21 protein-coding genes and 1 pseudogene are annotated in these 25,198 nt (G+C 63.7%); 9 read left to right on the forward strand and 13 right to left on the reverse strand.

Annotation, left to right across the window (positions count from 1 at the left end; genetic code table 11):
- Positions 1-4: 4 nt before the first annotated feature.
- Positions 5-427, forward strand: coding sequence for a nuclear transport factor 2 family protein (locus IV091_RS05010; protein WP_293465962.1), 423 nt, complete (start codon positions 5-7; stop codon positions 425-427).
- A complete protein-coding gene (locus tag IV091_RS05015) occupies positions 417-836 on the forward strand; it encodes a nuclear transport factor 2 family protein (RefSeq protein WP_293465964.1) in 420 nt (139 codons plus the stop codon). The genes IV091_RS05010 and IV091_RS05015 overlap by 11 nt, the downstream gene beginning before the upstream one ends.
- Here IV091_RS05015 and IV091_RS05020 read toward each other — a convergent pair.
- Complete coding sequence (locus IV091_RS05020) at positions 822-1,763, reverse strand: AraC family transcriptional regulator (RefSeq protein WP_293465968.1); 942 nt, start codon at positions 1,761-1,763, stop codon at positions 822-824. The two genes, IV091_RS05015 and IV091_RS05020, sit on opposite strands and share 15 nt — an antisense overlap.
- Positions 1,747-1,959, reverse strand: coding sequence for a hypothetical protein (locus IV091_RS05025; RefSeq protein ID WP_293465971.1), 213 nt, complete (start codon positions 1,957-1,959; stop codon positions 1,747-1,749). Before IV091_RS05025 ends, IV091_RS05020 begins: the two co-directional genes overlap by 17 nt.
- Between IV091_RS05025 and IV091_RS05030 the strand changes: the two genes are divergently transcribed.
- The 3 genes from IV091_RS05030 to IV091_RS05040 are packed head-to-tail and all read left to right on the forward strand — an operon-like array spanning position 1,958 to position 5,112.
- Positions 1,958-2,998: a hypothetical protein gene (locus IV091_RS05030; protein ID WP_293465974.1), complete on the forward strand. Its 1,041-nt coding sequence runs from the start codon at positions 1,958-1,960 to the stop codon at positions 2,996-2,998. The two genes, IV091_RS05025 and IV091_RS05030, sit on opposite strands and share 2 nt — an antisense overlap.
- Before the next feature lies 1 nt (position 2,999).
- Entirely contained in the window at positions 3,000-3,857 is an 858-nt protein-coding gene (locus IV091_RS05035) for an SDR family NAD(P)-dependent oxidoreductase (protein WP_293465977.1), read from the forward strand.
- Positions 3,850-5,112 carry an MFS transporter gene (locus IV091_RS05040; protein WP_293465980.1) on the forward strand — a complete coding sequence of 421 codons (1,263 nt, stop codon included), beginning with the start codon at positions 3,850-3,852 and terminating at the stop codon, positions 5,110-5,112. The genes IV091_RS05035 and IV091_RS05040 overlap by 8 nt, the downstream gene beginning before the upstream one ends.
- Positions 5,113-5,257: 145 nt before the next feature.
- On the opposite strand, the gene IV091_RS05045 is transcribed toward IV091_RS05040, so the two are convergent.
- From IV091_RS05045 to IV091_RS05055, 3 genes are all read right to left on the reverse strand, one after another.
- Entirely contained in the window at positions 5,258-6,175 is a 918-nt protein-coding gene (locus IV091_RS05045) for a helix-turn-helix transcriptional regulator (RefSeq protein ID WP_293465983.1), read from the reverse strand.
- A 130-nt stretch (positions 6,176-6,305) separates the two neighbouring features.
- Entirely contained in the window at positions 6,306-8,009 is a 1,704-nt protein-coding gene (locus IV091_RS05050; RefSeq protein WP_293465986.1) for an FAD-dependent oxidoreductase, read from the reverse strand.
- Complete coding sequence (locus IV091_RS05055; protein ID WP_293465989.1) at positions 7,996-8,823, reverse strand: SDR family NAD(P)-dependent oxidoreductase; 828 nt, start codon at positions 8,821-8,823, stop codon at positions 7,996-7,998. The genes IV091_RS05050 and IV091_RS05055 overlap by 14 nt, the downstream gene beginning before the upstream one ends.
- Before the next feature lie 611 nt (positions 8,824-9,434).
- Between IV091_RS05055 and IV091_RS05060 the strand changes: the two genes are divergently transcribed.
- From IV091_RS05060 to IV091_RS05075, 4 genes and pseudogenes are all read left to right on the forward strand, one after another.
- Positions 9,435-11,012 carry an NAD(P)/FAD-dependent oxidoreductase gene (locus IV091_RS05060; protein WP_293465992.1) on the forward strand — a complete coding sequence of 526 codons (1,578 nt, stop codon included), beginning with the start codon at positions 9,435-9,437 and terminating at the stop codon, positions 11,010-11,012.
- Positions 10,973-12,295: pseudogene (locus IV091_RS05065) on the forward strand (MFS transporter); the annotation flags it as partial. The gene IV091_RS05060 and the pseudogene IV091_RS05065, both read left to right, overlap by 40 nt.
- The gene (locus IV091_RS05070; RefSeq protein WP_293465998.1) at positions 12,292-13,569 is read left to right on the forward strand and encodes a cytochrome P450; all 1,278 of its coding nucleotides are present in this window, start codon (positions 12,292-12,294) and stop codon (positions 13,567-13,569) included. The pseudogene IV091_RS05065 and the gene IV091_RS05070, both read left to right, overlap by 4 nt.
- 30 nt (positions 13,570-13,599) lie before the next feature.
- Positions 13,600-14,631, forward strand: a complete 1,032-nt coding sequence (locus tag IV091_RS05075) for a hypothetical protein (protein ID WP_293466001.1) — start codon at positions 13,600-13,602, stop codon at positions 14,629-14,631.
- A gap of 237 nt (positions 14,632-14,868) precedes the next feature.
- On the opposite strand, the gene IV091_RS05080 is transcribed toward IV091_RS05075, so the two are convergent.
- The 8 genes from IV091_RS05080 to IV091_RS05115 all read right to left on the reverse strand — a co-directional run bounded on the left by IV091_RS05080 (position 14,869) and on the right by IV091_RS05115 (position 25,088).
- On the reverse strand, positions 14,869-15,075 hold the full coding sequence (locus tag IV091_RS05080; protein ID WP_293466003.1) for a hypothetical protein: 207 nt from the start codon (positions 15,073-15,075) through the stop codon (positions 14,869-14,871).
- 306 nt (positions 15,076-15,381) lie between these two features.
- Entirely contained in the window at positions 15,382-16,308 is a 927-nt protein-coding gene (locus IV091_RS05085) for a zinc-binding dehydrogenase (RefSeq protein ID WP_293466006.1), read from the reverse strand.
- Positions 16,309-16,336: 28 nt separating this feature from the next.
- On the reverse strand, positions 16,337-17,701 hold the full coding sequence (locus IV091_RS05090; protein WP_293466009.1) for a phosphotransferase: 1,365 nt from the start codon (positions 17,699-17,701) through the stop codon (positions 16,337-16,339).
- A gap of 167 nt (positions 17,702-17,868) precedes the next feature.
- Positions 17,869-18,810 carry a PHB depolymerase family esterase gene (locus tag IV091_RS05095; RefSeq protein ID WP_293466012.1) on the reverse strand — a complete coding sequence of 314 codons (942 nt, stop codon included), beginning with the start codon at positions 18,808-18,810 and terminating at the stop codon, positions 17,869-17,871.
- A 46-nt stretch (positions 18,811-18,856) separates the two neighbouring features.
- Positions 18,857-20,350, reverse strand: coding sequence for an aldehyde dehydrogenase family protein (locus IV091_RS05100; RefSeq protein WP_293466015.1), 1,494 nt, complete (start codon positions 20,348-20,350; stop codon positions 18,857-18,859).
- Between the two features lie 6 nt (positions 20,351-20,356).
- Positions 20,357-22,000: a GMC family oxidoreductase N-terminal domain-containing protein gene (locus IV091_RS05105; protein ID WP_293466017.1), complete on the reverse strand. Its 1,644-nt coding sequence runs from the start codon at positions 21,998-22,000 to the stop codon at positions 20,357-20,359.
- The gene (locus IV091_RS05110; RefSeq protein WP_293466020.1) at positions 22,000-23,367 is read right to left on the reverse strand and encodes a DUF1329 domain-containing protein; all 1,368 of its coding nucleotides are present in this window, start codon (positions 23,365-23,367) and stop codon (positions 22,000-22,002) included. The genes IV091_RS05105 and IV091_RS05110 overlap by 1 nt, the downstream gene beginning before the upstream one ends.
- A gap of 29 nt (positions 23,368-23,396) precedes the next feature.
- A complete protein-coding gene (locus tag IV091_RS05115; RefSeq protein WP_293466023.1) occupies positions 23,397-25,088 on the reverse strand; it encodes a DUF1302 family protein in 1,692 nt (563 codons plus the stop codon).
- Between the last annotated feature and the right edge of the window lie 110 nt (positions 25,089-25,198).

Raw genomic sequence — 25,198 nt, forward strand, 5'->3', positions numbered from 1 at the left:
AGCCATGAACCGGATCACCAACACCAACAAGCAGGTGGCCGCCGCTTTCCTGCAGGCCATCGAGGACGGCGATGCGACGGCCCTGGAGGCGCTGCTGGCTCCTTCCTTCCATTGGTGGGTGGCTGGCTGGGGCGATCGCACCCGCGCCGAACTGCTTGGCGCACTGTCGCGAACCATGGCCGCTTTCCCCAGCCGGCGCCTGACAACCATTGGCGTGACCGCCGAGGGCGAGCGGGTGGCGGTGGAGGCCGAGGGCCGCTTCGAGCGCCCTGGGCTGGTTTACGCCAACACCTACCACTACCTGTTCATCCTTCAGGATGGACGCATCACCAGCGGCCGCGAGTATTTCGACACGGCCGTCGCCCGCGCGGCATTCGGATCGCCACTACCCTCACCATCCCAAGAAGGAAATCACCATGAGCAATGAAGACATCGTCCGCCGTTTCATCGACGCCTTCCGCAAAACCTGGCCTGTTGACATGGACGCGGCGCTGGCGCCGTTGGCCGAGGATGCGACCTATCAGATCATCGTGCCGTCCATACCACCCATCAAGGGCCGGGCCGCCATCAAGGCCGAGCTGGAGCACATGCAAATCCGCGTCAAGCAGCAGCGGCACGACATGAAGGCCGTGGCCGCCAGCGGAAACACCGTGTTCACCGAACGGGTTGACTACTCGTTCAGCAAGGGGAAATGGGTGTCCATTCCGCTAGTGGCCGTGTTCCAGCTCAATGACGCCGGTGAAATCACCACTTGGCGCGAATTCCTCGACCCCTCGGCCGTGGCCGAGCAGCACGGCATGACGCTGGACGAGTTGCGCGGCTCACTCGCCGCTTGATTCCGGCTGCGCCGCCAGCATGCCGCTGGATTCGCGGTACTGCTGGGGGCGCATGCCAGTCGCCTTGCGAAAGGCCGCCGTGAAGGCCGAGGCGCTCTCAAAACCGCTGCGCCCGGCCACCTGCTTGATCAGCAGGCGCGAGTCGGACAGCAGCAGCTTGGCCTTGGCAATGTGCGCGCTGGCGACGAAGCTGCGCAGGGTCACGCCGACGGTGTTCCTGAACATCGCGGGCAGCTCGCGGCTTGGCAGCCCGCAGGCGGCGGCCAGCGCTTGCAGCGGCACACCGTCGGGCAGGGCCTGCTCGATCAGGTCCTTCACCACCGCCAATTGCCGGGCGCTAAGCTTGCCCATGCCCATGCCCGCGCCGATGTCGGGTGGACGCGCACCGAAATGCCGCTGCGTTTCAAGCGCCAGCATGGTCAGCATGGTCGTGATTTGAAGCTGGCTGGCAAACGAGGGCTGGCGCAGTTCCTGGTAAAGCCAGCCCATGGTTGTTTCCAGCCGGTCATTTCTAAGATCGAGTGCCGCCAGGGGGTTCACGCCCCGCCAGTCCCAGAACGCGCTGTCCAGCAGGCCCAGGCTGACCGGGTCGAACATGCAGACGATGGAGCGCACCTGGCCACGCGACCATTGCATGTCCAGCGACGTCATGGGCGCCACGAAATTAAGCCGTCCCACCGTGCTGCGCGCCCCACGCTCGCCGGCCACGGTGTAGTGGGCAGCTTGACCGGTGGGCTCGTCGATCAGCAACTCGACGGTACAACGGGCGCCCGTCTGCACCAGTGACTGACCGCCGCAGGGCCAGTGCACGTCTTGCACGCGGACCTCGAAGGCAGGGTCGATACGCCGCGCCGCGATCGAACGAACGTGCGAAAAGTCGGCCCCGGAGGCGATCCGGGCATTTTCCGTGTCACAGATTTCTTGCATTTTTAAACCATTCCTCCCGATACTGAGCCCATCCGGGAGCAAAGAAAAGAGGGGAAAACACCGCCTGCAACTCATCGACACCTTCACTCACTTCGTCGAGACGGGCGCGAACCCAAAAACACACAGAAGGCACGATCATTGGCAAAACATTGCCGCGCCACCAGCGCCGCCCCTCCCGCTCTTGAAAGACCACCATGAAAACATTTCCCCGACTCCCCGAACGCGGCGACTTCGCCTTCCAGATGATGGTCGCCCCGTACCGCACCACCGGCGCTGCCATGCATGACCTGCGCGGCTTCTACGGCCTGCACCTGAGCAAGACCATGCCGTTTGGCTGCCTGCGCGACGACGAAGGCGCGATGTACTCGGTGGTGCGCTCGGTCAATTCGCCCACTGGCACGCCCAACGCCACCAAGTTTGTCTATCAAAGCACCCGCGTCGATGGCAAGACGCTGCGCATGGACAAGCCGCGCATGGCCGCCCAGGCGCAAACGCTGATGCCCACCCGCGCCCTGGAAGGCGACACCGCCGTCTGGACCAGCCTGCCCGACGAGCCGTCGGAACCCGGCAATGCCTGGAAGTTAGAGGCCTCGGGCGAGCACATGCACTGGGTCGAGGACGGCCTGTTCGACATCCGGGGCCGCATCATCGGCCCCGGCATGCAGTGGTACCTGCCCGGCGCGGACTGGGGCACGTTCTATCTGTCGCAGCACTACGACGTCAGCGGCACCTGCGAGGGCCGCCAGGTCAAGGGCATCATGGCGGTCGAGCAGTCCTACATGGCAGAAGGCGGCCAGGTGCATTCGAAGAAGTGCCTGATCGTCAACAACAGGAAGCATGTGGTCTGGTGCGCCTTTGCCAATGTCTATGCCGACGGCAGCATCGAGGCCGGCACCTTCCTGGTCGGCCATGAAAACCTCGGCTTTGCTTTCATCACGAATGAAAAGGGCGAGGCGCGCACCACCACCGACATCGAGGCGCTGGTCAAGCACAAGGCAAGCGGCTACTTCGTCGATACCGCCCGCGTCATCATCGAAGGCAAGGACGAATGGGAATTCCTGCCCGACGCCAAGGGCGAGATGGTGGACTTCCTGGGCGGCTTCCCGCCCACCGCGCAGCAGGAAGGCCGCTGGCGCCGGGTCGGCGACACCCGCGTGCCGGATCGCTGGTTTGCCTGGGGCGAGACCGACCAGCGCAACGGCACGGCGCGCAATGTGCTGGGACTGGACATCTGACATGGCCACCGTGATACAACCCTCCGCTCCACAACCCCTGAGCCGTCCCGGCCCGCACCTGGGCCGCTTCCAGGGCCAGGTCGCCATCGTCACCGGCGGCGCATCGGGCATCGGGGAAGCCACCTGCCGGCGCCTGGCCGCCGAGGGCGCCACCGTCGTCGTGGCCGACGTGAACGGCGAGCGCGCCGAAGCGGTCGCCGCCGAGCTGGGCAACCACAGCCGGGCGCAGCAGTTCGATGCCGCCGATGTGACCTCGATCGAGCGCCTGGTTCTGGGCACCATCGAGCGTTTTGGCCGGCTGGACGTGCTGCACAACAATGCCGCCCTCACCTCGCCCGCCCTGCATGCCAAGGACACCAACGCCATCGACATCAGCTTTGAGACCTGGGATCTCGTCATGGGTGCCAACCTGCGCGCTTACCTGGCCGGCTGCAAATACGCCCTGCCGACCATGATCAAGCAGGGCTCTGGCGCCATCGTCAACACTGCCTCCACTGGCGCTTTTTCGGGCGACATCACCCGCATGGCTTATACCGTTTCCAAGGCCGCCATCATTGGGCTTACCCGGCAGATCGCCACTCACCACGGCCCGCAGGGCATCCGCTGCAATGCCGTGGCCCCTGGCCTGGTCCTGTCGGCCGGCTCCCTGGCCACGGTTCCGAACGTGATCAAAGTCATGCAGCGCCACTTGCTGACGCCGGAGATCGGCGAGCCGGAAGACCTGGCGGCGCTTGTGTGCTTCCTGGCGTCGAGCGAGGCGCGCTACATCAATGGCCAGACCTACATTGCCGACGGCGGCATGCTGGCGCACAACCCGGCCATGGCCGACCTGATCGATCTGGCGGCGCGCGGTGGCTGAGCGCATACCAGGGGAATTCCAGCGCGGCTGGCGCATTTTGCTGCTGGCGCTGGCGGGCGCGGCCACCACGGTCAGCGTGACGCTGCTCTACAGCTTCGGCACTTTGGTGCTGCCACTGGAGCGTGCCTTTGGCTGGAGCCGGGGTGACCTGCAAATTGCGATCGCCTGCATGTCAGGCGGCGTGGTGGTGGCAAGCCAGCTGGCCGGCTGGCTCAACCTGCGTTGGGGCATGCGGCGGATGACGCTGCTGTCCCTGCTGGCGCTGCCGCTGGCTTTCCTGGCGATCACCTTCATGGGCCAGTCGATCTTCTGGCTCTACCTGGGTTATTTCCTGATTCCGATTGCCGGTGTCGGTGTCACTTTCGTCACCTGGACGCAACTGGTCAGTTCGTGGTTCGACCGCAAACGCGGCCTGGCGCTGGCGCTGGTGCTGTGCGGTTCGGGCATTGCCGCTGCCGTGCTGCCGCCCCTGCTCACCTGGGCCATGGAACGCTGGGACTGGCGCGCCGCCTATGTCGTGATGGGATTGCTGCCGCTGCTGCTGACGCTGCCGCTGGCCTTGCGTTTCCTGGTGCCGAGCCCGGCAGCCGTTTCAAACCCTGCCATTGCGGTGCGAAAACCGGCGGTGGCCTCGGCCAGTTTCAGGGTCAGTGCGCGGTCAGGCAAATTCTGGATATTGAACATCGCCCTCACGCTGGTGGTGTCGGCCGTGGTCGGCATGGTGACCAACACCGTGCCGCTGCTGCGCGACATCGGCCTGTCGGCCACCCAGGCCAGCAGTGTCTTCAGCAGCTTCGGCATTGCGCTGATCTCCGGCCGGCTGCTGGCGGGCTGGCTGATCGACCGTCTATGGGCGCCGGGTGTGGCTGCGGTTGCGCTGTTCATGCCTTGCATCGGCTGCCTGCTGCTGTGGACAGCGGACGCGAGTTCGTCCACCCTGCTGCTGACCGCTGCGGTGGCGCTGGTGGGCATCGGTGCCGGCGCCGAGTTCGACCTGTCGGCCTACCTGATTTCCCGCTATTTCGGCTTGAAGGACTATGGGCGCCTGTTCGGCATCCACCTCGGCCTGATCACGGCGGGCAGCATGCTGGCGCCGCTGATGTTCGCCGCCATGTACAAGACGACCGGCGGCTACGGCCCGCTGCTCGCCTGGTGCGCGGGCTGCTGCGTGGTCGGGCCACTGCTGCTCCTGACGCTGGGACGCCAGCCGCCGCTGGAAAGCGCAGTGACGCAGGCCGTCGGCCACCCCGCTTAGCGCGCACTCACCGTGGCTGGCACGCAGGGCGACCAAGGTGCTTGAGAGTTTTTGCTACCGTATTTATAGCTGCTTTCGCACGCCAGCCTTTCGCAAAAGGCATATTTAATGCTAAAAGTCCGCTTACTGGTTAAAACTGATGCGCTCAGTGGGTAAAGCTGCTCTCGCGGCAGACCACGCCCCGGTTCTGACGGTATTGCAGCGGCGTCAGGCCGGTGGCGCGGCGAAAGGCGTCGCCGAAAGCGGCGGCGCTTCGAAATCCACTGCTGTAGGCGACCTGCTTGATCAGCAGGTCGCCATCGTCGAGCAATACCTTGGCACGGGCAATGTGGGTCGAAGCCACATAGCTGCGCAGTGTCTGCCCGGAGGTCCGCTTGAACAAGGTGGACAGTTCGCGCGCCGGCAACTGGCAGGCGGCCGCCATCTCGGCCAGCGACAGACCGTCGGTGTCGGTGGCGCCTTCGATCAGCTCCTTCAGCAGGCTGAGCTGACGCTCGCTGAGCTTGCCTTGCGGCGCGGACTGTTCTTCCTTCCCAAGGGTGCAATGGCGGTGCAGCTCAATCGCCATCATGGTCAGGATGCAGCTGACCTGCAGGCCGCTGGCAAATGACGGCGTGGTGGTTTCTTCGGCCAGCCACTGCATGCCGGTGCGCAGTTTTTCGTTCTGCACATCGAGCGTGCAGTCCGGATCCACTTCATTCCAGTGCCAGTCAATCGCACCCAGCAGGCCCAGCCGCTTGGGGTCCATCATGCACACGACCGCGTGGCGCCGGCCCGGGTTCCAGCGCACCGAACGGGCCGACTCGGGCGGCATGAAATTAAGCATGCCGACGGGGCGTTCCTGGCCGCTGTTTGTCTGCACCGTGTAGCGCGCCCGTCCCATCGCTGGCGCCTCAGCCAGCTCAATCAGGCAATGTCGGCCAGACAGCAGGTTGACCGCGCCCGGTTCGGCCCAGTGAATCTCCTGGACGCAAACCTCGTAAGAGGCCTCCTCCAGATGGGCGCCTATTACTTTCATCGGCGCCAGCGTGTTCATCAACGGTTTAAGTTCGGCTGTGTGCATCGTCGTGTCTCCTGGAAATGCCGCCCGACCGGGAAATCCCGTCCATGCGACAAGCCCTATATGAGACACTAATTTTATATTTGTTCAAATAATGGTTATCCCGTAGCTGCCGTTTATCTTCGTGTCAGCGTCATTGCGCTTGCGCCAGCGTTTGCGCGGCGATGAACCCGAAGGTCAGGCCGAGCGTGTTGTTGGCGCCATTGCCCGGCGCGCGGCCGCGCCACAGGGAGTTCATGTCCAGGCCCGCCGCATGCAGGCCGGGGATGGCCTCGCCCTGCGCATCAAGCACGCGGGCATGCGTGTCCACCCTCAGGCCAACCGTCGTGGTGGAGTCGCCCGGATGGATCTGCACGGCGTAGAATGGACCGCTGCGAACCGGGCCGAGACAGGGATTGGGCTGGTGCGCGCTATCCCCCATGAAGTGGTCGGCCGGCGTGCTGCCGCGCTGAAATTCATCATCGACACCGCAGGCGGCCTGCACATTGAAGCGGTCCACGGTCGCTTTCAGAACCTGCGCGGGCGCGCCGATGCGCTCGGCCAGTCCTTCGAGCGTGGGCGCGGTGATGACGTAGCCTGCGGCGATCAGGCGCTGCAGGCCCCAGCCGCCCGGACGCACCAGTCCCAGGCCATAGCGGCGGATGAAGGCATGGTCGCAAATCAGGTGCGCCGGAACCGAGCCGGTGCGGTGCATGGGCTCGACCAGGTTGGTCGCCGACTCGTTGCCAAAACGCCGGCCCTGGTCATTGACCGCAATGCAGCCAGGCTTGCCCCGGTCCAGGAACAGGTGCGGAAACTTTTGCAGCGTACCGTCGGCCTTGCGCAGCACCGACACCACGACCCAGCCGGCATTGCTCAGGTTGTCGCCATCGAACTGGCCGCCCAGCGCCAGCGCTGTATTCAGGCCGTCGCCGGTGTTGCCCTCGGGCACGAGCGAGATGTGATGCTCGGGATAGGGAATGTACTGGCGGCGCATCTGCGCATTGGCCGAAAAGCCGCCGCTGGACAGCACGACACCCTTCCTGGCCCTGACCGTCACCGAGACACCATCGCGCGTCGCCACCACACCGGTGACCCGGCCCTCTTCGAACAGCAGCCGCTGCATCGGCGCATTGCGCCACAGCGTGACCTGCGCATCGAGCGCCGAGCGTAGCAGGCGCGCGGCCAGCGCATTGCCCATGGTGAGCCGGGTGCCGCGCGGGTAGCGTAGCCGGTCAATCCCATAACTGAGCGCCAGCCGGGCCATGTGCCTGAACGAGGCAAAAGACCGGGTCATGTTGGCTGCATGCCCCATGTCGCCCAGGCCGATCATCAAGCCACCGGGCGCGTTGAATTCGGCCAGGGGCGGACGCAGTAGGCCAAAGTGGTCTCCCAGTTCGCGTCCGTCGTATTCGAGCGGGCACAGCAGCCGGCCATCCCGGGAAAAACCTGTCGCCTGCGGGTGCCAGTCGGCAAAGCCGTGCTGCACCGCAAAGCGGGTCGCGGTGTGGCTGTGCAGGTAATCCACCATGAGCGGCGCCGCCTCCAGAAACGCTTCGAGCAGGTCCGGGCGCAGTGTCGGCCCGACCACCTCGTGCACATAGCGTGAAGCCATGCCGGGCGCTTCATGGATACCGGCCTGCGCCGCCAGCGAACTGCCTGGCACCCAGATGCCGCCGCCCGACAGCGCGGTGGTGCCGCCGAAGTAGCCGGTCTTTTCAAGCAGCAGGACATCGAGCCCGTGCCGCGCAGCCACCGTGGCGGCGGTCAGCCCGGCGCCGCCCGAGCCGACGACCACCACGTCCGTGTGGATCGTCTCGCCAACGGGTTGCCGGCTGGCCGCGTCAGGCGGGCCCATAGAAATTATCGAGAAAACTGCTCTGGGCTTCCACCCGTTCGCGCCTCAACCTGGCGGAAATCAGGGGGTTGTCCGAGTCTTCCCCGGCACAGAGCACCAGCGTCGGACCCTGGCCCAGGCTGGCCAGGCCGATGCGGGCCACGTCCTGCGACGATGTCAGTGTCACCGTATCGGGCGACAGCTTGAACCTGGCGAACACGGTGCGCAACTTGGGCGTGTCGGTGGCGCCAAGCTGCAGGTTAAGCACATCGACGCCGTGCGGCTTGAGTTCTTTCCACAGGCTTTCGCCAAAGTTCATCGCATAGGCCTTGGTGGCGGTGTAGATCGCCAGGCGCCCGCAGCCGCCGAGCGCCGCCTCGGAGCCGACCAGCAACAGCCCGCCGCGCCCGCGCTTGACGAAGACGGTGGCAAAGCCATGGCAGGCTTCGGTTAACAGGTCGATGTTGCGCTGGGTCAGCGTGCGCCAGGCCGCGTAAGGACTGTCAAGAAATTTGCCGCCGACACTGTCGCCGCCGGCATTGAACACGACCAGTCCCAGGTCGCGGCCTTCGGCGGCCTGGAACAGTTCGGCAGCAGCCGTCGGGGATGTGAGGTCGAGCGGGAGCGTGACCACTTCCACGCCATGGTCCGTACGGATCTGTCCAGCGAGTTCTTCGAGTTTGTCGGGCCGCCGGGCGACCAGGATCAGGCTGAGGCCCTTGGCGGCGGCCTGAAGCGCAAATTCAGCGCCGGTGCCTTCCGAGGCGCCGCAGACCATCGCCCAAGGGCCATAGCGTTTGAAAAAATCAGGGTCGGAAAGGGATGATGAAGACATGGTGCGGTGGCCGTGGGGTGAAGATGCCTTCATCTTCGGCGACGGCTGACCCGCATGCAAGTGTGCCGAACGTTGCCGAACGCCGCAATGCTATCGGCGAAATGCAAGCGCGCCGACGCGCCGTCCGGGCAGCCGCGCGTTGCCGGCCGTCAGCGTTTCAGAGCCGGCCGGCGCTTGCCCAGGCGGTCATGTTCCGGCTCAAGGCAAGACTGGCGTTGTCCAGCGCTCGCAGCGATGGCCACGAGCGTGGCTTGCCCAATGGCGTTGCAGGGGTGGCGCAGCGTTCGGTTTTATTGGCAGGTATGCCGCCAGTCTTCAGGCTGACGGTCGCGGGAATAGCGGCAAAAGAGAGTTGTGTGCAGGCCATGTAAGTCTTCCGGAAAAATTAAGGGTTAACCCTAGTATAGGGATTTTTACTAATTTGCACAGAACAGCCCGATATGTGAAGAACCTTGCCATCCGTGTTTTCCCTAGGCCCGCTAAAAACAGGCGCATCTTCGTTTGACCCAAGGTACATTCAGCAATATTGAACACAACTCTCATTTGTGATTAACTCGCCGGCTACGGGCAAGGCTTGCTGGCCCAACAGACAAGACAACAAGGATCAAAAAATGACAACACTTCCCTACGACGTGGCCATCGTCGGCGGCGGCCACAATGGCCTGACGGCCGCCTGCTACCTAGCCATGACCGGCAAGAAAGTGGTGGTGATCGAGGCGCTCGCCAAGGTCGGCGGCATGGCCACCTCGGGCGCGGTGATTCCCGAAGCGCCGCAGCATATCGTTCATACCTGTGCACTAGATCTCATGTCGCTGCGCGTGCATCCGATGATGCCGGTCGAGCTGGAACTGGAAAAGCACGGCTTTCGCCAGGTCGAGATGACGCCAGGCTACGTGTACCTGCACCCCGACGGCAATTCGCTGGTGTTCTGGCGCGATCCGCTCAAGACCGCCGAAGAAATCCGGCGTTTTTCGCCCAAGGATGCGCAGGCCTTCCTCGACTTCATGAAGGTACTCGACGCCTTCATGGACATGGCGGTTCCGATGATGCGGGTCGATCCGACGCAGTTTAATTTCGGCGCCAAGCTGGGCGCGCTGCGCGCGGTACTGGGCAATCTCAAGCACAAGCCCGACGTGGTGGCGCTGATGACCGGCTCGGCCTACCAGGCCGCGCTGGAGCGCTTCGAGCATCCGGTGACGATTTCGGCGATGTGTTGCCTGGTCGGCGCCGCCGGCCCGATCACCAACGACGGCACCGGCATCTATTTCATCCTGCTCGGCTTCCTGCACCGCTTCGGCGTCGGGCGGGTGGTCGGTGGCATGCAGCAGCTGACCAATGCGATGGCATCTCGGCTCAAGGAACTCGGCGGCGAGATCATCACGTCGGCGCCCGTCGAGGAAATTGTCGCCGAACACGGCAAGGTGCGCGGGGTGAAACTGGAGGACGGGCGCTTCATCGAAGCCAGGGCCGTGGTGGCGACCGTCCATCCGAAGATGGCCTTCGAGATGCTGACGCCCGGCTCCATGGACCACAAGCTGATGACACGCGTGGCGCTGGCTCCGGCCAATGCCCACGGCGCCTCGCCGCTCAAGGTGGATATGGCGCTGCGCGGCCAGGTGTCGGTCAAGCGCCATGAGGCGATGCGCCATGATGGCTTGAGCCTGCGCAAGAGCGTGCTGCTCATCGGCACCGCCGAGGCGGTGCTGGAGAATTTCGCCACCTCGGCGCGCGGCGAGGTTCCAAAGCTGCCATACATGTGGATCACCGCGCCCAGCGCGGTCGATCCATCGCAAGCGCCCGAGGGCCAGGACGTGGCCTATCTTTACCCGGTGGCCATGCCGGTGAACCCGCGCGAAGGCTGGGATGCCATCCGCGACCGCGTCGGGCAACAGGTCATCGACCAGGCTGGCGAGTACATGGACGGGCTGACCACGCTGGAAATCGGGCGCCGTGTCGAAGCTTCGCCTGATCTGGCCAAGCGGCTGAACGTGCACAACGGCTGCGTCGTGCATGTGGACACCTCGACCATGCGTTCCGGAAAGAACCGTCCGGTCCAGGGCGCCGGCGTCGAAATCTTGCCGGTGGCGGGGTTTTACCTTGGCGGCGCCGGCATCCACCCGGGCGGCGGCATCAACGGCCTGCCCGGCCGCATTGCGGCCAACCGCGTCAAGCGCTTTCTGGCGAAATGACCGCCGCGTCAACCCCGGCGGCGGAGGCGCCGGCCGGAGAATTTTCCACTGGCTGGCCGACCCTGGCGCTGGCGCTGGCCGGTGTGGCCACCAGCGTCAGCGCGCTGCTGATCTACAGCCTGGGCACGCTGATCGTGCCGCTCGAAAAAGCCATGGGCTGGAGCCGCGCCGACCTGCAGATCGCGGTCAGCTTCCTGGCCGCCGGCGGCGCGCTCTCGGTCAACCTGGTCGGCTGGCTGAACCTGCGCTACGGCATGCGCGCCGTCACCGGCGTGTCGATGTTCGCGGTGGCGCTGGCCTTCGCTTCGTTTGCCTTGATGCACACCTCGATCGGCTGGATGTACCTCGGCTACTTCGTGCTGCCCCTGATCGGGCTGGGCACGACGCCGGTCACCTGGACGCAGATCGTCGCCCAACATTTCCACCGCCACCGCGGCCTGGCCCTGTCGCTGGTGCTGTGCGGCACTGGAGTTACCGCCGCTGTGCTGCCGTCTCTGCTGACCTGGACGATGAGCCGCTGGGGCTGGCAGGCGGGCTACCTCACGCTGGCCGCCCTGCCCCTGCTGATGTGGCTGACGCTGAGCTGGCGTTATTTGCCGGCGTCTGGCACCAAGCCGGCGCGCGCCCGCAGCGCTGAACTCATCGCCGCCGCCAAGCGCGGCATGCCGTTCGCGCAGGCCTTGCGGGACCGCCGCTTTTGGGTCTGCAACCTTGGCTTGGGACTGGTGGTGTCCGCCATCTACGGCATGGCAACGAACACCGTGCCGCTGCTGCGCGACATCGGCCTGTCGGCGGCAGAGGCTGGCGGCGTATTCGGCGTTTTTGGCGTGTCGTTGATTGCCGGCCGAATCGGCGTGGGCACGCTGATCGACCGGCTGTGGGCGCCGGGCGTCGCGGCTGTCGCGCTGGGATTGCCGGCCATCGGCTGCCTGATGTTCCTGGGCGCCGATGCGAGCACACCGATTCCCTGGCTGTTATTGGCGACCGCCCTGGTTGGTATCGGCTCGGGTGCCGAGTTCGACATTGCCGCCTACCTGGTGTCGCGCTACTTCGGGCTGCGCGACTATGGCCGCCTGTTCGGGCTGCACCTGGGCGTAGTCACGCTCGGCTCGACCGTGGCGCCTTTTGCATTCGCCGCGTTGCTCCGCGGCACTGGCGGCTACTCGGCGATGCTGATGGTGTGCGCCGCCTGCTGCGTCATCGGCCCCTTGCTTTTACTCACGCTTGGCCGCTATCCGGCCGAAGCCTCTTTCATTGACAACCCACTGGAGTCCACACCATGACCGAAACCGTATCCGTCAACAAACAACTGGAAAATTCATTTTCCGACGTATCCGACCTGTTCAAAGGCGCTGACGTCGATTTTCACGCGCTGTGCCGCGACATGCGCCACAACTCGCCCGTCTATGAAGGCGACTTCATCGCCAGGTTGGGAATCCCCACCAACGCCGGCATTCATGAGCCCCGGCCTACCGTGGCGCTGTTCAAATACAAGGACGTAATGGCCGTCATGAAAGACGCCGCCAATTTCACCAACGGTTTCATTGCCGAAGGGCTGGGCGCCTTTTTCGATGGCCTGATCATTCTGGCGATGGATGGCGACCAGCACCGCCGCGTGCGCGCGCTGCTGCAACCAGCCTTCATGCCGGCGTCGGTCAACAGCTGGCGGCCCATGATTGACCGGGTCATGCGCGAGGACTTCCTGCTGCGGCTTGTGCCCGATAAACGCGCCGATCTGATGGAGTTTGGCCTGCACTTTCCCATTCGCGCCATCTACGCGGTGATGGGCTTTCCGCAGGACGATCCGGAAAAGTACAAACAGTACGCCGGCTGGGCGCTGACCATGCTGGGCGGCATACAGAACGATCCCGGAAAAATGGCTGAAGCCAAGATCAAGGCCGGCATCGCGGTCAAGTCGCTCTACGACGCGATCAAGGAAGTCGTGGTCGCGCGCCGCGCCGCCGGCACCGACGGTGATGACCTGATCCACCGCCTGCTGCGCGCCGAATACGAAGGCAAGAAACTGGACGACCATGAGGTGGCCACCTTTGTCCGTTCACTGCTCCCGGCCGCTGGCGAAACCACCACCCGCACCTTCAGCTCGGTGATGACGCTGCTGCTGGAGCGGCCCGAGTTGCTGGAGCGCGTGCGCCAGGACCGCAGCCTGCTGGCCAAGGTCATCGACGAAACCGTGCGCTTCGAGCCGGTGGCGACCTTCAAGGTGCGCCAGGCGGCGCAGGACATGGAAATCGGCGGCGTGAAGATTCCCAAGGGCGGCATGGTGCAGTGCATCGTGGCCTCGGCCAACCGGGACGAGGAGGTGTTCGAAAACCCGGACCAGTTCGACGTTGACCGCCGCATGAAGCCGTCGTTCGGCTTCGGCTTCGGCACCCACATGTGCATCGGCCAGTTCGTGGCCAAGATCGAGCTGACCTCGGCCATCAACACGCTTCTGGATCTTTTTCCCAACATCCGCCTCGATCCCGACCGGCCGGCTCCGCAGATCAGCGGCGCCATGCTGCGCGGTGCCAAGTCCGTGCCGGTGATCTGGGACTGAGCAGACTTTTACTTTTCAGGAACCCAGCCCATGAACACCTACGACACGATTCCCGAGCGCGGCGACTTCGGCTACCAGACACTGGTCGCACCGCAAAACGTCAGCGGCGCCGCCCTGCACAACCTGCGCGGCTACTTCGGCCTGCACATCACCAAGGGCATGCCCTTTGGCGTGGTGCGCGACGACGAGGGCCACATGTATGCCTTCGTCCGCGCCTTGAACGAACCGGGCAGCGCACCCAACCCGACCCGCTTCATCTACCAGTCCAGCCGCATCGACGGCGAGAACATTCGCATGGACAAGCCGCGCATGGCGGCCCAGGCAATGACGACCTTTCCCGACCGGGCGCTCGAAGGCGACACCGCCTGCTGGTCCAGCCTCAAGGACGAACCGGGCAACCCGTGGCGAATCACCGCCTCGGGCGAGCGCATGACCTGGAAGGAAGAAGGTCTGTTCGAGCTGAGCGGCCCGCTGATCGGCACTGGCATGCAGTGGTACCTGCCCGGCGTGGACTGGGGTACGTTCTACGTCTCGCAACTGTATGACCTGTCGGGCACCTGCGAAGGTCGGGCGGTCAAGGGCGTGATTGCGCTGGACCAGGCCTACATGGCCGAAGGCGGCGCCATCCATTTCAAGAAGGACCTGGTGGTCAACCACCAGATGCACGTCATCTGGTGGACCTTCGCCACGATCTACAAGGACGGCACCTGGGACTCGGGCTCCTTCATGGTGGGCCACGACAAACTGGGTTACGCGATCTTTCAGAATGAAAAGGGCGAAGTCCGCACCACCACCGACATCGAAGGCACCGTGGTTCACAAGCCGGGGAGCTACTTTGTCGATACCGCCCGCATCGTTCTCGACGGCCAGGAGGAGTGGGAATATTTGCCCGACCCGCGTGGCGAAATGAGGGATTTTGTCGGCGGTTTTCCGATTACGGCGCAGCAGGAAGGCCGCTGGCGCCGCGTCGGCGACACCCGCGAGCCGGACCGCTGGATGGCCTGGGGCGAGTCGGACCGCCGCAACGGCACGGCGCGCAATGTGCTGGGCGCCGACTTGTAAGTTCGATGGGCTGCCTGGTCTTCCCTGGGTTCAGGCCAGCGCTTTTGACACTGGCTGGACGGGGGAGGAAAGTGGCTCAGCAAGTCTGAGCCAATTGAATTTTTTTAGCAAAAAATGCCACTTCCGCAATTCCAGATTGCATAGTTCGCTACTTTATTTATAGCAAAATTTTTGCCGTGCCCAGTTCGCACAAAATTACCCAACTGGCACGTCCGGGCGGGCAAACCCGTCCGCCAATCAATGCGCCAGGGAAACCAGGCTAAGAAAATTGCAGTTATTCTGACAGATGTTGAAAGGCATTTGAGACGTGTTGTGCGACGCCTGCTGGCTCTGCGAATGCGTGCGCACCCCGTTGCCTGAAATCACATCATGGTTGGTGCCAAGCCAATTAACAGAAGAAGCAACCAGCCCAACCACCGCAGCAAATTTAACGACCAATAACATGACAACTCCTGGTTCATCGTTTGATGTTGTACAGATTATAAAAAACTGTCCATTAAATGCACACGGTGTTTACCCTCAAGTCGATGCCTGAAACTCGTTGAAAAAGGGGTATGGAATTCATCGCTGTGGCGCAAACTGCTGCTTTCAGTTGCAACTCCAAACGCTTTATTTACTATGCTTTTAATAGCTTTATATGCAATCCCAGTTTACGCAAAAGCACTATTTGATCATTGACAATGCTGAATCGACAGGAACGTCAGGCGCCCGGCTTTAGCGCTGCGTCCCTGATCCGGGCACGGGTTATGTTCAGGACCGGATGCGCGCCGTGACCTTGGCATGCGGACCGCTGACCTGGGCCGCCCAGGCTTGGGCAGCCTGCTCGAAGGGGTAGTCCACATAATCCACGATGATGTTCTGCTCGCGGGCAATCACCAGCAGCCGCTCCCAGATGGCGCGCCGGTCGGCGGGGGGACGCTGGCCGGTGCCGATGGTCGAGAGCGTGCGGAACAGCAGGTCGCCCATGTCCAGCTCGATCTTGCGCCCGGCGCCGGTGCCGATGGTCATGATGCGGGCGCCCCAGCGCGTGGCCTTCAGGGCATTGAGCAGCGGCTGGCCGCAGACCAAATCCAGCACCACATCGAAGCCGCCGTTCGACGCGTCCTTGAGCGCCGCCACATCGTCAGCGCCGCCCAGGCGAACCACCTGGTCGGCAATGCCGTGTGCCGTGAGCTTGGCCAGGCCGTCTTCCGATCGGGCGGCGCCGACCACGCGGCCGGCGCCCAAGTGGCGGGCCAGCTGCAAGGCGATCTGCCCGAGCGTGCCGGTGGCGCCGAGGATCAGGACGTTCTCGCCCTTCTTGATGTTGGCCAGTTCCAGCGGCACAATCGCGCCGGTCGCGGCAATGCCCATGCTGATCGCGGTCTTGTCGTCCACGTTGTCAGGCACTTCCCACACCTCCTCGGCGGGCACCAGCGTGCGCTCGGCCCAAGCGCCAAAGGGCAGCACCGAACGCTCGCCAAAGTAAACCCGCCTCCCCTGGGGGTCCCGGCCTACGCCTTCGCCGCGAATGACGCACGGATATTCCACACCCAGCCGGTAGGCGCCCAGCACATCCCAGCCGCCCAGGCCGGCGGTGTCCACATCGATCAGCACCGCGCCTTCACGCGGCTCGGGTTCACGGAACTCGCCGAACACCGGCGGGGCGCCGCGTTCGGAAATAATGGCAGCTCGCATACTTTTCTCCTTCATTAAATTAAATCGGTTAGTGCGTGGGAAGCAGCCGCACATGCATGGCCGAATGGCCGATGCGGGTCGGGCCATAGAGCTGCAGGCGACGGCCTTCGATGGCGCCGAACAGTTGCAGCAGACGCTGGTCCTGGTCGGGTCCGGCACTGCGGACATAGGTTTCAAGTGCCGCTTCGGCGTCAAGCCATTCCTCGAAGCGCCGGCCCAGCAGCGCCGACACATCAGCCAGATCGCGTGCCCGCATTTCGGCGCCCATGGCATCCGAACGCACCATCCACTCGATGAGCTTGGCGGCGGAATCCTTGCGCGATTCTTCAAACTCGCTGGCGGTTTCAATGCGCCCGACCGTGTCGGCGAGTTTGGCCAGCAAGGCAGCGTTGTCGCCGATGCGCTCTTTCGCCGACGGCTCGGCGGCAATGGTCACGCCCGTCAGTGCGCCCATGGACAGCAGCATCACCTGGCGCAGCGCCAGATCAAATTCCAGATAGACCGAATGGGCATCGCCCGGCTGCGGCACGCCAACGGTGCCGGTGAACTGCATCGCACCCAATGTGGCGAACTGCAGGGTGTGAAATTCAACCGCCGCATGGTCAACCGGCTCGCCGCTGAATTCCTCATAGTGGCGGCATAAAACCGGAAAACTATCCCCCAGGGGCTCGATGGAGTCGCGCATCCGCATGGTCGCGATGTCCATCATCGGGTCGCCAATCATGCTGAACTCGAAATCGTAAAGACCGGTGATCTTGCCGTCCTTGAAGTGGAACTGGCCCGAATCGAACTGGATGAAGGCCGCTCGCGTGCGGTGCTGGGGCGCGTTGCGGCGCAGCCAGCCGATCACGAATTCGAGCATCGGCTCGGGCCGGCTCTTGGTCCTGGTGTACAGCGGCATGTAGGCGTCCAGGCCCACCATGGCGATTTCCTCGGCGCCTTGCGGCAGATGCACGCTCTTGGCGACAAACGGCTCGACCGGCAGGCGGTGCATCGCTGCCACCTCGGCCATGTACTCGCGGGCAATCGCACTGCGCTCTTCGTCGGTGGCCGCCTCGGCCATGTTGCGGCTGCCGGGAACCGCGTCCATCAGGATGCAGGGGGGATCCTGGCAAAAGCCATAAATGCGCGGCACCTTGATGCCGTGCTTGCCCAGCACGCTGATCACATCCGCTTCACGCTGGAGTTCGGGAAAAATGGCGACATCGCCTTCCCGGTCACCGCGCAGGTGCAGGTGCAGCAGTTCACCATCGCGCTGCACATCGACGAACCAGGCCGGTCGCCAGCGAACCTGCCGCACCATACTGGTGATTTTTCCGCCCATTACTTCCAGGACGAAAGCGCGAAGCCTGGCTTCGCCGGCCTCGCCATAATCTGGTGCGGTATCCGTCATCTTGTCAATCCTTGAATGATGTTTACCAAAAACCTGAAGGCCTTTGTCGAAGTCGCATGCTGACGCAAGACCTCTCGCAAATGATAGGTGCCGGGGAACGCCACAGGCCGGCTCGAACTATCGTTAAAGCACCTCTGTCTGTCGATGAAACGGGCTTCAACCTGGGTTCAAGGCCTGTCTAGCAGCCGCCAGGCCGCGTCCAGCAAGGTGTCATCGCGCACGGTGGTGCCGAGGAAGCGCGGAAAGCGGTAGCCAGACTGCGGCACAGTATGGCCAGCCCCCTTGAGCGTGAGCAGGCGAACCTGGGCGGGCGCGCCCCAGTCCTGCTGCCGCACATCCAGGCCATCGATGCGGCTGACCGAGTCAAACACCGGCGCGGCGTCCAGGCCGCTGCGCTGGGCGAACCAGCGTGCGCTCTCCAGCGCCGGCAGAACGGTGCCGCGGTCACCAAAGCCGAAAATCGTGACGCGCCCGCCATCGTAGGGATTGATCGGGTCTTTCGTGCCTTCAATCAACACGACCCTGGTGCGCACCGGCTGCAGTTTCCAGCCCATGTTGTCCGGCGTCGGCACGTTGGCGTTGGCCACGATGATGCCGCTGACCAGGTCTGGCGCCTCGACCGCCAGGCGCATCGCCATGGCCCCGCCATTGGAGTAGCCAAACGCATAAACGCGCTGGCGGTTGATCTTGTGTTCGGCCGCCAGCGCATCGACCATGGCGCGGGCGAACCCCACGTCGTCCAGGTTCAGCGTGCGGGCGCTGTACGAGGCGGCCAGCCGTCCCTCATTGAAGTGCCCTTCAAAACCGGTGGGATATACCACCACGGCGCCGCGCTCGCGCGCCAGCCGCTCGAAGCCGCCGCCCAGCATGCCCCGCATCTTCGGGCCGTCCATCAGGGAGCCGTGGAACACCAGCAGCACAGGCGCCCCGGGATTCAGAGCAGGCGGCGCATAGACCAGGAAACTTCGCGTCAAGCCGCCAAGGGTGAGCATGCGGCTGACGGCGGGTTCTTCCGGCGGCTTGGGCATGGGCGCGTAAAAAAACCACGCCAGGGCGCCGCCGATCAGGCAGATCCCGGCAGCAGCGGCCATCAGCAGAGAATTTTTCATGATGCGTCAGCCTGGTGAAAACGGAGAATCAGGGTGGCAGCCCGGCTCACACGCCGATGGGGAACACGATGGCTTTCTCGTGCGTGTACTCGTGCTGCCAGCCGGCGCCGTATTCACGCCCCAGGCCGGAGCGCTTGTAGCCGCCGAAGGGGGCGTCGTTCTGGCGGTAGAGGCCGCCGTTGATGACCACGCCGCCGGTGCGCAGTTGCAGCGCCATTTCGTAGGCCTTGGCCGGGTCGCGCGAGTGAATGCCGCCGTACAGGCCGTAGCGGCTGTCGTTGGCGATCTGCACCGCTTCCTCGTCGGTGTCGAAGCCGATGACGCTGGCGACCGGGCCGAAGATTTCATCTTGCGCGATGCGCATGTCGTTGCGCACGTCGTCGAACACCGTGACGTTGTAAAAGAACCCCTTGGCCAGATGGGCTGGTTTAGAGCCGCCAACCACCAGCCGCGCACCTTCGTCAACGCCTGCCTGAACCATACGTTCCACGCGGTCGCGCGCGACTCCACGGATCAGCGGACCCAGTTGCGTTGCCGGATCAGCCGGGTCGCCGACCACGATCTGACCGGCGATGGCTTTCATCATTTCCACGTAAGCCGGGCGAATGCTGTTGTGAACAAGGTGCCGGGTCGCCAGCGCGCAACCCTGCCCGCAGTGGGTGGCCACCTGGAACACGCCTTCCAGGGCGGCTTTTTGCACATCGGCGTCGGCGCGCACGATCAGGGCCGACTTGCCGCCAAGCTCCAGCAACACCTTCTTGATGGTGGGTGCCGCCTGGCCGAGAATGGCCGCACCCACCGCCTCGGAGCCGGTGAAGGTGACCATGTCGATCCGTGCATCGGTCGTCAGCAGGCGCGCCACGTCAGGGCCGCCGGTCACGATGTTGAGCACGCCTGGCGGCAGTCCGATTTCGCTGGCCACTTCGCCGAATAGCAGTGCCGAGAAAGGGGTGTAAGGCGATGGCTTGAGGATGACCGTGTTGCCCGCCAGCAGGGCTGGCACCAGCTTGGACAAGTTGATGAGGAAGGGCGCGTTGTAGGACGTGATGGCGGTCACTACGCCGACCGGTTCACGCACCACCACCCCCGAGCCGATCAAGGGCGGGCCGGCCGGGTTGAACGGGTTCATCGCGGTATCGACCGGCAGGGTCTGGGCAGTTGGCAGAAGGGATCGATCCAGCGCCAGAGCGAACAGCTCCATGGGCCGCGCAAAATTCATCGCGTGCGCCAGCGCTAGGGTGAAACCGCCTTCGGCCACCATCAGGGTTTTGAGGCGCTCGGCTTTGTCCATCAACGCGGTGTGCATGCGGCGCATGAAGGCGGTGCGGTCGGCCTGAGGCAGGCGCGACCATGGCCCCCTGTCAAAAGCCTGGCGCGCCGCCGTGATGGCGGCGTCCGCATCGCAAACGTCACCCACAGGCGCCATCCCGATCATGGCCTCGGTGGCCGGGTTGATGACTTCCTCACGGGCGCTTCTGGAAAGCGGCACCCACTCGCCATTGATGTAAAGACCGTCGAATTGTGTGTAGGGAGTAGTCATGGGTGCTTAATGTTGCTGCGCGCTGGTTGCATCGGCGCGAATGAATTCGGCGGCGCGCATGGCCATGGCCATGGCCGGGCCATTGGTGTTGCCAGAAATGAGCGTGGGCATGATCGAGGTGTCCATGACACGCAGGCCCTGCACGCCGCGCACGCGCAAACGCGTGTCCACGACGGACCGCTCGTCGGCGCCCATGCGGCAGGTGCCGGCGACGTGGTAGGTCGTGGACCCCTGTCGCAAATACGCCTCGATGATCTGCTCATCGCTCTGGCAGGCAGGTCCGGGCTGGGTTTCGGCCACCACAAAAGGGGCCAGCGCAGGCTGGGCCAGCATGCGGCGCATGTAGCGCACCAGGTCGGCCGAATGACGCCGGTCGCGCTCCGTGTCGAAGTAATTGGCGTCGATGTCTGGCGACGCTTCAGGATCGCGGGAAGTGATTTGCACCGAGCCCCGGCTGTCGGGTGTGGTGAAGTAACCCACCCAGGTCATGCCGGGCTGGTCGTCAATGACGATTTGTCCCTTGGCGTCCACCTTGATCGAATACAGGCCGATGCCCAGTTCGCCATCAGGGCGCGCCAGCTCGGGCCGGGTTTTGACCAGCGCACAAATTTCGTGCGCGGCCGTGGTCAGGGGGCCGGACTGGTTCAGCGCGTAGCGCACCAGGTTCTTGCCCAGGCGCCATCCGCCGAACTCCTGGTTCAGGCTGCCCTCGTTGAGCCGCACCTGCATCAGGATGCAGCGGTGCTCCAGCAGGTTTTGGCCCACGTCCGGCGCATCGACCACGACCGCGATGCCCAGGCGCTGCAGCAAAGCGGCCGGGCCAATGCCGGACAGCTGCAATAGCTTGGGGCTGTGGATGGCGCCGGCGCAAAGAATCACCTCGCGCCTGGCCCGCACCACCGAAGTGCCGCTGGCATCGCGCATTTCGACGCCCACCACGCAGGTGCCTTCGAAAACCAGGCGCTGCACTTGCACGCCCGTGCGCACTTCCAGGTTCGGGCGGCCGCGCGCGGGTTCCAGGAACGCCTTGGCCGCACTCCACCGGCGCCCCTTGCGAATGGTGCGCGCCTGGTAGCCAATGCCGCCGTCGAATGCCGAATTGACGTCTGCCACGCGCGCCAGGCCGGCCTGCTCGGCCGCTTGCAGGATGACTTCGTACATCGGATGGTCCTTGGGCTGCATGGAGATGCTCAGCGGCCCGCCGGCGCCGCGCCATTGGGCCGCGCCCAGTTCATGGTCTTCCATCTCCTTGTAGCAGCGGCCAATGTCGGCCCAGCCCCAGCCCTCGCAGCCCATGGCCTGCCAGTCGTCGTATTCAGAAGGAAGGCCGCGCATGTACACCATGCCATTGACCGAACTGGAGCCGCCCAGCGTTCGGCCCTTGACCCAGTCTTCGTTCGGCCGCCCCTTGCCCTGGCTGACGCTGTAATGCCAGATGTTGGGGTTGGGCGGTGTCAATAGTTTGCCAATGCCGCGCGGCATGTGGATCAGGGGGCTGGTGTCGGCCGGACCGGCTTCCAGCAGCAGCACGCGGCAACGGCTGTCTTTCGACAGTTCGCTGGCCAGCACGCAGCCTGCCGATCCCGCGCCCACGATGACATAGTCAAAGGCATTGCTTCCGGATTCTTCCGGTACGAATGACGTTTTCATCAGCGCACCGTTTCGCGGCCAACAATGGCCTCGGCGCTCATGTCCGTCTCGGGCAGGTTTTTCGGCGACACCATATAGCCGCCATCCGCGACATCGCCGATCAGCAGCAGCATGCGCTTGCTGAAGTCATAAGTCACGGTCTTGCCGCTGTAGGGAGTTTGCTGGTCGTACAGCTGAATCGTCTTCTGGAACATGCCCCGGTAGAGTTCGCCGTTCTTGTCGAAGGCGTCGAACATGCCTGCGCCCGAACCGTCCTCGTCGATGAAATAAGTGCGTTTGGCATAGGCGTGGCGCTGGCCTGGCTTGAGCGTGGACTCGACGACCCAGACCCGGTGCAGTTCCCAGCGCTCGCAGGCCGGGTTCAGGTGCTGCCCGGTGAATTGCTGCGCGCCCTTGCACTCGTCATAGAACTTGTAGTTGTTGTAGGGAATCAGCATTTCCTTGCGGCCGACCAGCTTGAAGTCGAATCGGTCCATCTTTCCGGAAAACAGGAACAGTTCGTCGAACAAGGTGACGCCACCGAGTTGCGCCACGGGGGTGTCGTAGGCGAACTCCGGCGCCAGTTTGACGCGGCGCTGGCCGGGCGAATAGTTGTAAGCCCGGCGAGGCTTGGCATCCATGTCAAGATAATCGGTGAGCATCGTCATCTGGCCCGAAATGCGCGCCGGCGCCTTGGCGACCGAGTAGGTGCGCAGGATCATGTTCGGGTCGCGGTCCTTCTGGTCGAGCTGGTAATAAGGCCGCTCGGTGCGCGTGAACTGGTCCGAAACGACGGTCTTGTTGCCATTGGCATCGACCAGCCAGCTCACCCCGTGTTGCGTGGTGATATCAGTCGCCACGCTGTAACGCAAGGTCAGGTTCCACATCACCTCATAGCCGTTTTTCGGAATGGCGAACGGAATGCCGCCGCGGCACGCCACGTCCACTGAAAAATAGTCCTTGCCTGCGGTACACGTGCTTGCATTGCGCACCGTGGCTTTCAGCACCGAGTCCGGATAAGCGGCAGACCGGTGCGTGGGATAGACATCGATGTAGTAGTCCGGATAGGTCTTGAGCAAATGCTTTTGCGATTCGCTGAGCTTGTCGGCATGCTGCGCCGCATTCTTGCCGTCAATGCGGTAAAGCGGCTTTTCGCCCTTGAACGGATCGGCCCAGTAGCCGCTGTTGGGTTTGAAATCGGCTGGCGCCTTGGTCTGCCCGCCGGTGTACTCGGGAATGGTGCCTTCCTTGTTGCCGGCCTTGATGGCGCCGAACTCGGTCAGCGTCGTGCCCAGGGCCTTCGCTTCGTCGGCCGACACCGCCGCGTAAGCCTGGGAACAAAGCGCTGCCAGGCTGGCAGCGATGACAAATGTGATTTTCGTTTTCATGATCTTGGTTTCTTTCAAGGGGCTTGGGTTCAAAAGCTGGTTTTGTAGGTCAATGCAAGCCAGCCGCGGTCCGTGGTGCCGGTGCTGCCACTGCCGCCCACGAGCACGCTGCCAGACGGGTCGTACTTCGAACGCGCGCGTGTATCGGCATACAGCAACGAGAATTCGTGCATTTGCGCATACGTCGCCTTGACGCCAACCGACCACGACAGCTCGCCTTCCTTGCCGCCACCCGACGAAGGCGCATTGCCGCGCAGGCCATAGGTCAGCGACATCGGCAACTCAACATCCAGGGAGGGGGCCACCTGCAGGTACTGCGGCGTGAAGAGAACCGCCATGCCCAGATAGTCTTTCGTCGAGCAGCCGTCGCTCTTGTCACCGCGACCGCCGGACGGGTTGACGCAGGCCGCGCTGCCCGCGCGCTGGTAGAAGGCCTCGTTGGAATTGACTTTTTGCAGCCGGCTGTAGGCCAGTTCGGCAACGAGCGATCCGGTATCGGCCAGCGGCGTCTTGGGCAGCAGGTACACGCCGTTGATCAGCGCGTGCCAGGTGTCGCCGCGCGGCCCCTGGTTGTCCACCGGGTTCATTCCTGCGGCATTCAGCGCACCGTTCATGCGGAAAGACACTTCGGCGCCGACGCTGACGGGACCGACCACCCGCGCAAAGCTGGCCGCCAGCATTTCAACTTTCTTCGGATACACCAGTTGCCAGGCCGTGGGCACGGTGCCTACGCCCGGAATCGCCACGAAATTGGTGAAGTTGGGCGAAAACCAGGGGTTGTAATCGTCAAAGCGACGGTAGTAGGCCCCGACCGTTGACTCGATGTCTTCCAGGTTCATCTTGGCGCTCAGGCCGAAGTTGCCTGAATTCCTGGGCTTGATGGATGTGGCATGCAATAGCGAGTTGCCTGCCGGATCGACCGGCAGCCGGTCCGGCCCCTCGAAGAACGGGTCAGCCGGACCGAAGTAGGTCCCGCCATAGGGCAGCCGTGATGGTTTCCACTCGGTGAAATACTGCGCCGCCAGCGACAAGCTGGGCGTGGGCTGGTACTTCAGGTAGATCTGGCCGAGCGGAAGAAAAACCTCCTTCAGTTCGATGCCAGGACTGGTGACTGCCTTGACGCCATCGACGGGCGACTGCGAATACGAAATCGCATGGGCACCCAACAAAAAGGCTTCGCCCCAGTAGTTGGTGTGCCGGCCGACCTTCAGGTTGGCAGGCTTGTCGGCCACGCGGAAGTTGGCCCAGACAAAGGCGTCCAGAACTTCACCGGACGGACCGCGCGTGTAGCGCTTGACGGTGCTGTTGTATTGGTTGTTGAAATAACTGGTGGCAAAACCGGGAACCCTGCTGCGCACGGTGGTGTCGCTGTAGGCATCGTCATACCAGCCCGCACCGCTGATCCGCGCGCCGAAACTGTTCTTGTAGTTCACATCGAGTTCGGTCAGCAGATCCAGGCGCTTGGTCACCAGGTCGCCGCGACCGAACTTGCCGTCCGACTCGTCGTAGGTTGGATTGTTGAGGATCCGCGTATCGGGCTTGTCAGTGCGAACGCCCACATTGGCGCGAATGGTGTTGTCCCAGCGCACCGACAGGTCAGGATTGTCGGTCTTGATCTCGATGGCCATGGCGGGCGTGGCCAGCATGAGCGTGGCGGCGAAAGTGCCGCCAAGCACTGCTCGGGGCGAACGGGCGTTGGGCTGAAAAAGTCTTTGATTCATGGTTGTCTCCTCGGATGTCCGTGGTGGTGGGTGGGATCGGTGGTTTGTTGCGGGCGCAAGAAGGCCCCTCTTCGTCTGCTGCGAAGATAAAAAAGCAAATGGATATTGAG

Origin of the sequence: Polaromonas sp. (genome assembly GCF_018780625.1) — a bacterium.
Taxonomy (GTDB): Bacteria; Pseudomonadota; Gammaproteobacteria; order Burkholderiales; family Burkholderiaceae_C; genus Polaromonas.

What these genes read in the sequence shown, in the direction of transcription:
- IV091_RS05050 (WP_293465986.1), bottom strand. Translation starts at nt 8,009, where the DNA reads ATGGGCCCGCCTGACGCGGCCAGCCGGCAACCCGTTGGCGAGACGATC.
- IV091_RS05105 (WP_293466017.1), bottom strand. Translation starts at nt 22,000, where the DNA reads ATGAAAACGTCATTCGTACCGGAAGAATCCGGAAGCAATGCCTTTGAC.
- IV091_RS05015 (WP_293465964.1), top strand. Translation starts at nt 417, where the DNA reads ATGAGCAATGAAGACATCGTCCGCCGTTTCATCGACGCCTTCCGCAAA.
- IV091_RS05010 (WP_293465962.1), top strand. Translation starts at nt 5, where the DNA reads ATGAACCGGATCACCAACACCAACAAGCAGGTGGCCGCCGCTTTCCTG.
- IV091_RS05055 (WP_293465989.1), bottom strand. Translation starts at nt 8,823, where the DNA reads ATGTCTTCATCATCCCTTTCCGACCCTGATTTTTTCAAACGCTATGGC.
- IV091_RS05045 (WP_293465983.1), bottom strand. Translation starts at nt 6,175, where the DNA reads ATGCACACAGCCGAACTTAAACCGTTGATGAACACGCTGGCGCCGATG.
- IV091_RS05095 (WP_293466012.1), bottom strand. Translation starts at nt 18,810, where the DNA reads ATGAAAAATTCTCTGCTGATGGCCGCTGCTGCCGGGATCTGCCTGATC.
- IV091_RS05035 (WP_293465977.1), top strand. Translation starts at nt 3,000, where the DNA reads ATGGCCACCGTGATACAACCCTCCGCTCCACAACCCCTGAGCCGTCCC.
- IV091_RS05070 (WP_293465998.1), top strand. Translation starts at nt 12,292, where the DNA reads ATGACCGAAACCGTATCCGTCAACAAACAACTGGAAAATTCATTTTCC.
- IV091_RS05100 (WP_293466015.1), bottom strand. Translation starts at nt 20,350, where the DNA reads ATGACTACTCCCTACACACAATTCGACGGTCTTTACATCAATGGCGAG.
- IV091_RS05020 (WP_293465968.1), bottom strand. Translation starts at nt 1,763, where the DNA reads ATGCAAGAAATCTGTGACACGGAAAATGCCCGGATCGCCTCCGGGGCC.
- IV091_RS05025 (WP_293465971.1), bottom strand. Translation starts at nt 1,959, where the DNA reads ATGGTGGTCTTTCAAGAGCGGGAGGGGCGGCGCTGGTGGCGCGGCAAT.
- IV091_RS05085 (WP_293466006.1), bottom strand. Translation starts at nt 16,308, where the DNA reads ATGCGAGCTGCCATTATTTCCGAACGCGGCGCCCCGCCGGTGTTCGGC.
- IV091_RS05060 (WP_293465992.1), top strand. Translation starts at nt 9,435, where the DNA reads ATGACAACACTTCCCTACGACGTGGCCATCGTCGGCGGCGGCCACAAT.
- IV091_RS05080 (WP_293466003.1), bottom strand. Translation starts at nt 15,075, where the DNA reads ATGTTATTGGTCGTTAAATTTGCTGCGGTGGTTGGGCTGGTTGCTTCT.
- IV091_RS05090 (WP_293466009.1), bottom strand. Translation starts at nt 17,701, where the DNA reads ATGACGGATACCGCACCAGATTATGGCGAGGCCGGCGAAGCCAGGCTT.
- IV091_RS05110 (WP_293466020.1), bottom strand. Translation starts at nt 23,367, where the DNA reads ATGAAAACGAAAATCACATTTGTCATCGCTGCCAGCCTGGCAGCGCTT.
- IV091_RS05030 (WP_293465974.1), top strand. Translation starts at nt 1,958, where the DNA reads ATGAAAACATTTCCCCGACTCCCCGAACGCGGCGACTTCGCCTTCCAG.
- IV091_RS05115 (WP_293466023.1), bottom strand. Translation starts at nt 25,088, where the DNA reads ATGAATCAAAGACTTTTTCAGCCCAACGCCCGTTCGCCCCGAGCAGTG.
- IV091_RS05075 (WP_293466001.1), top strand. Translation starts at nt 13,600, where the DNA reads ATGAACACCTACGACACGATTCCCGAGCGCGGCGACTTCGGCTACCAG.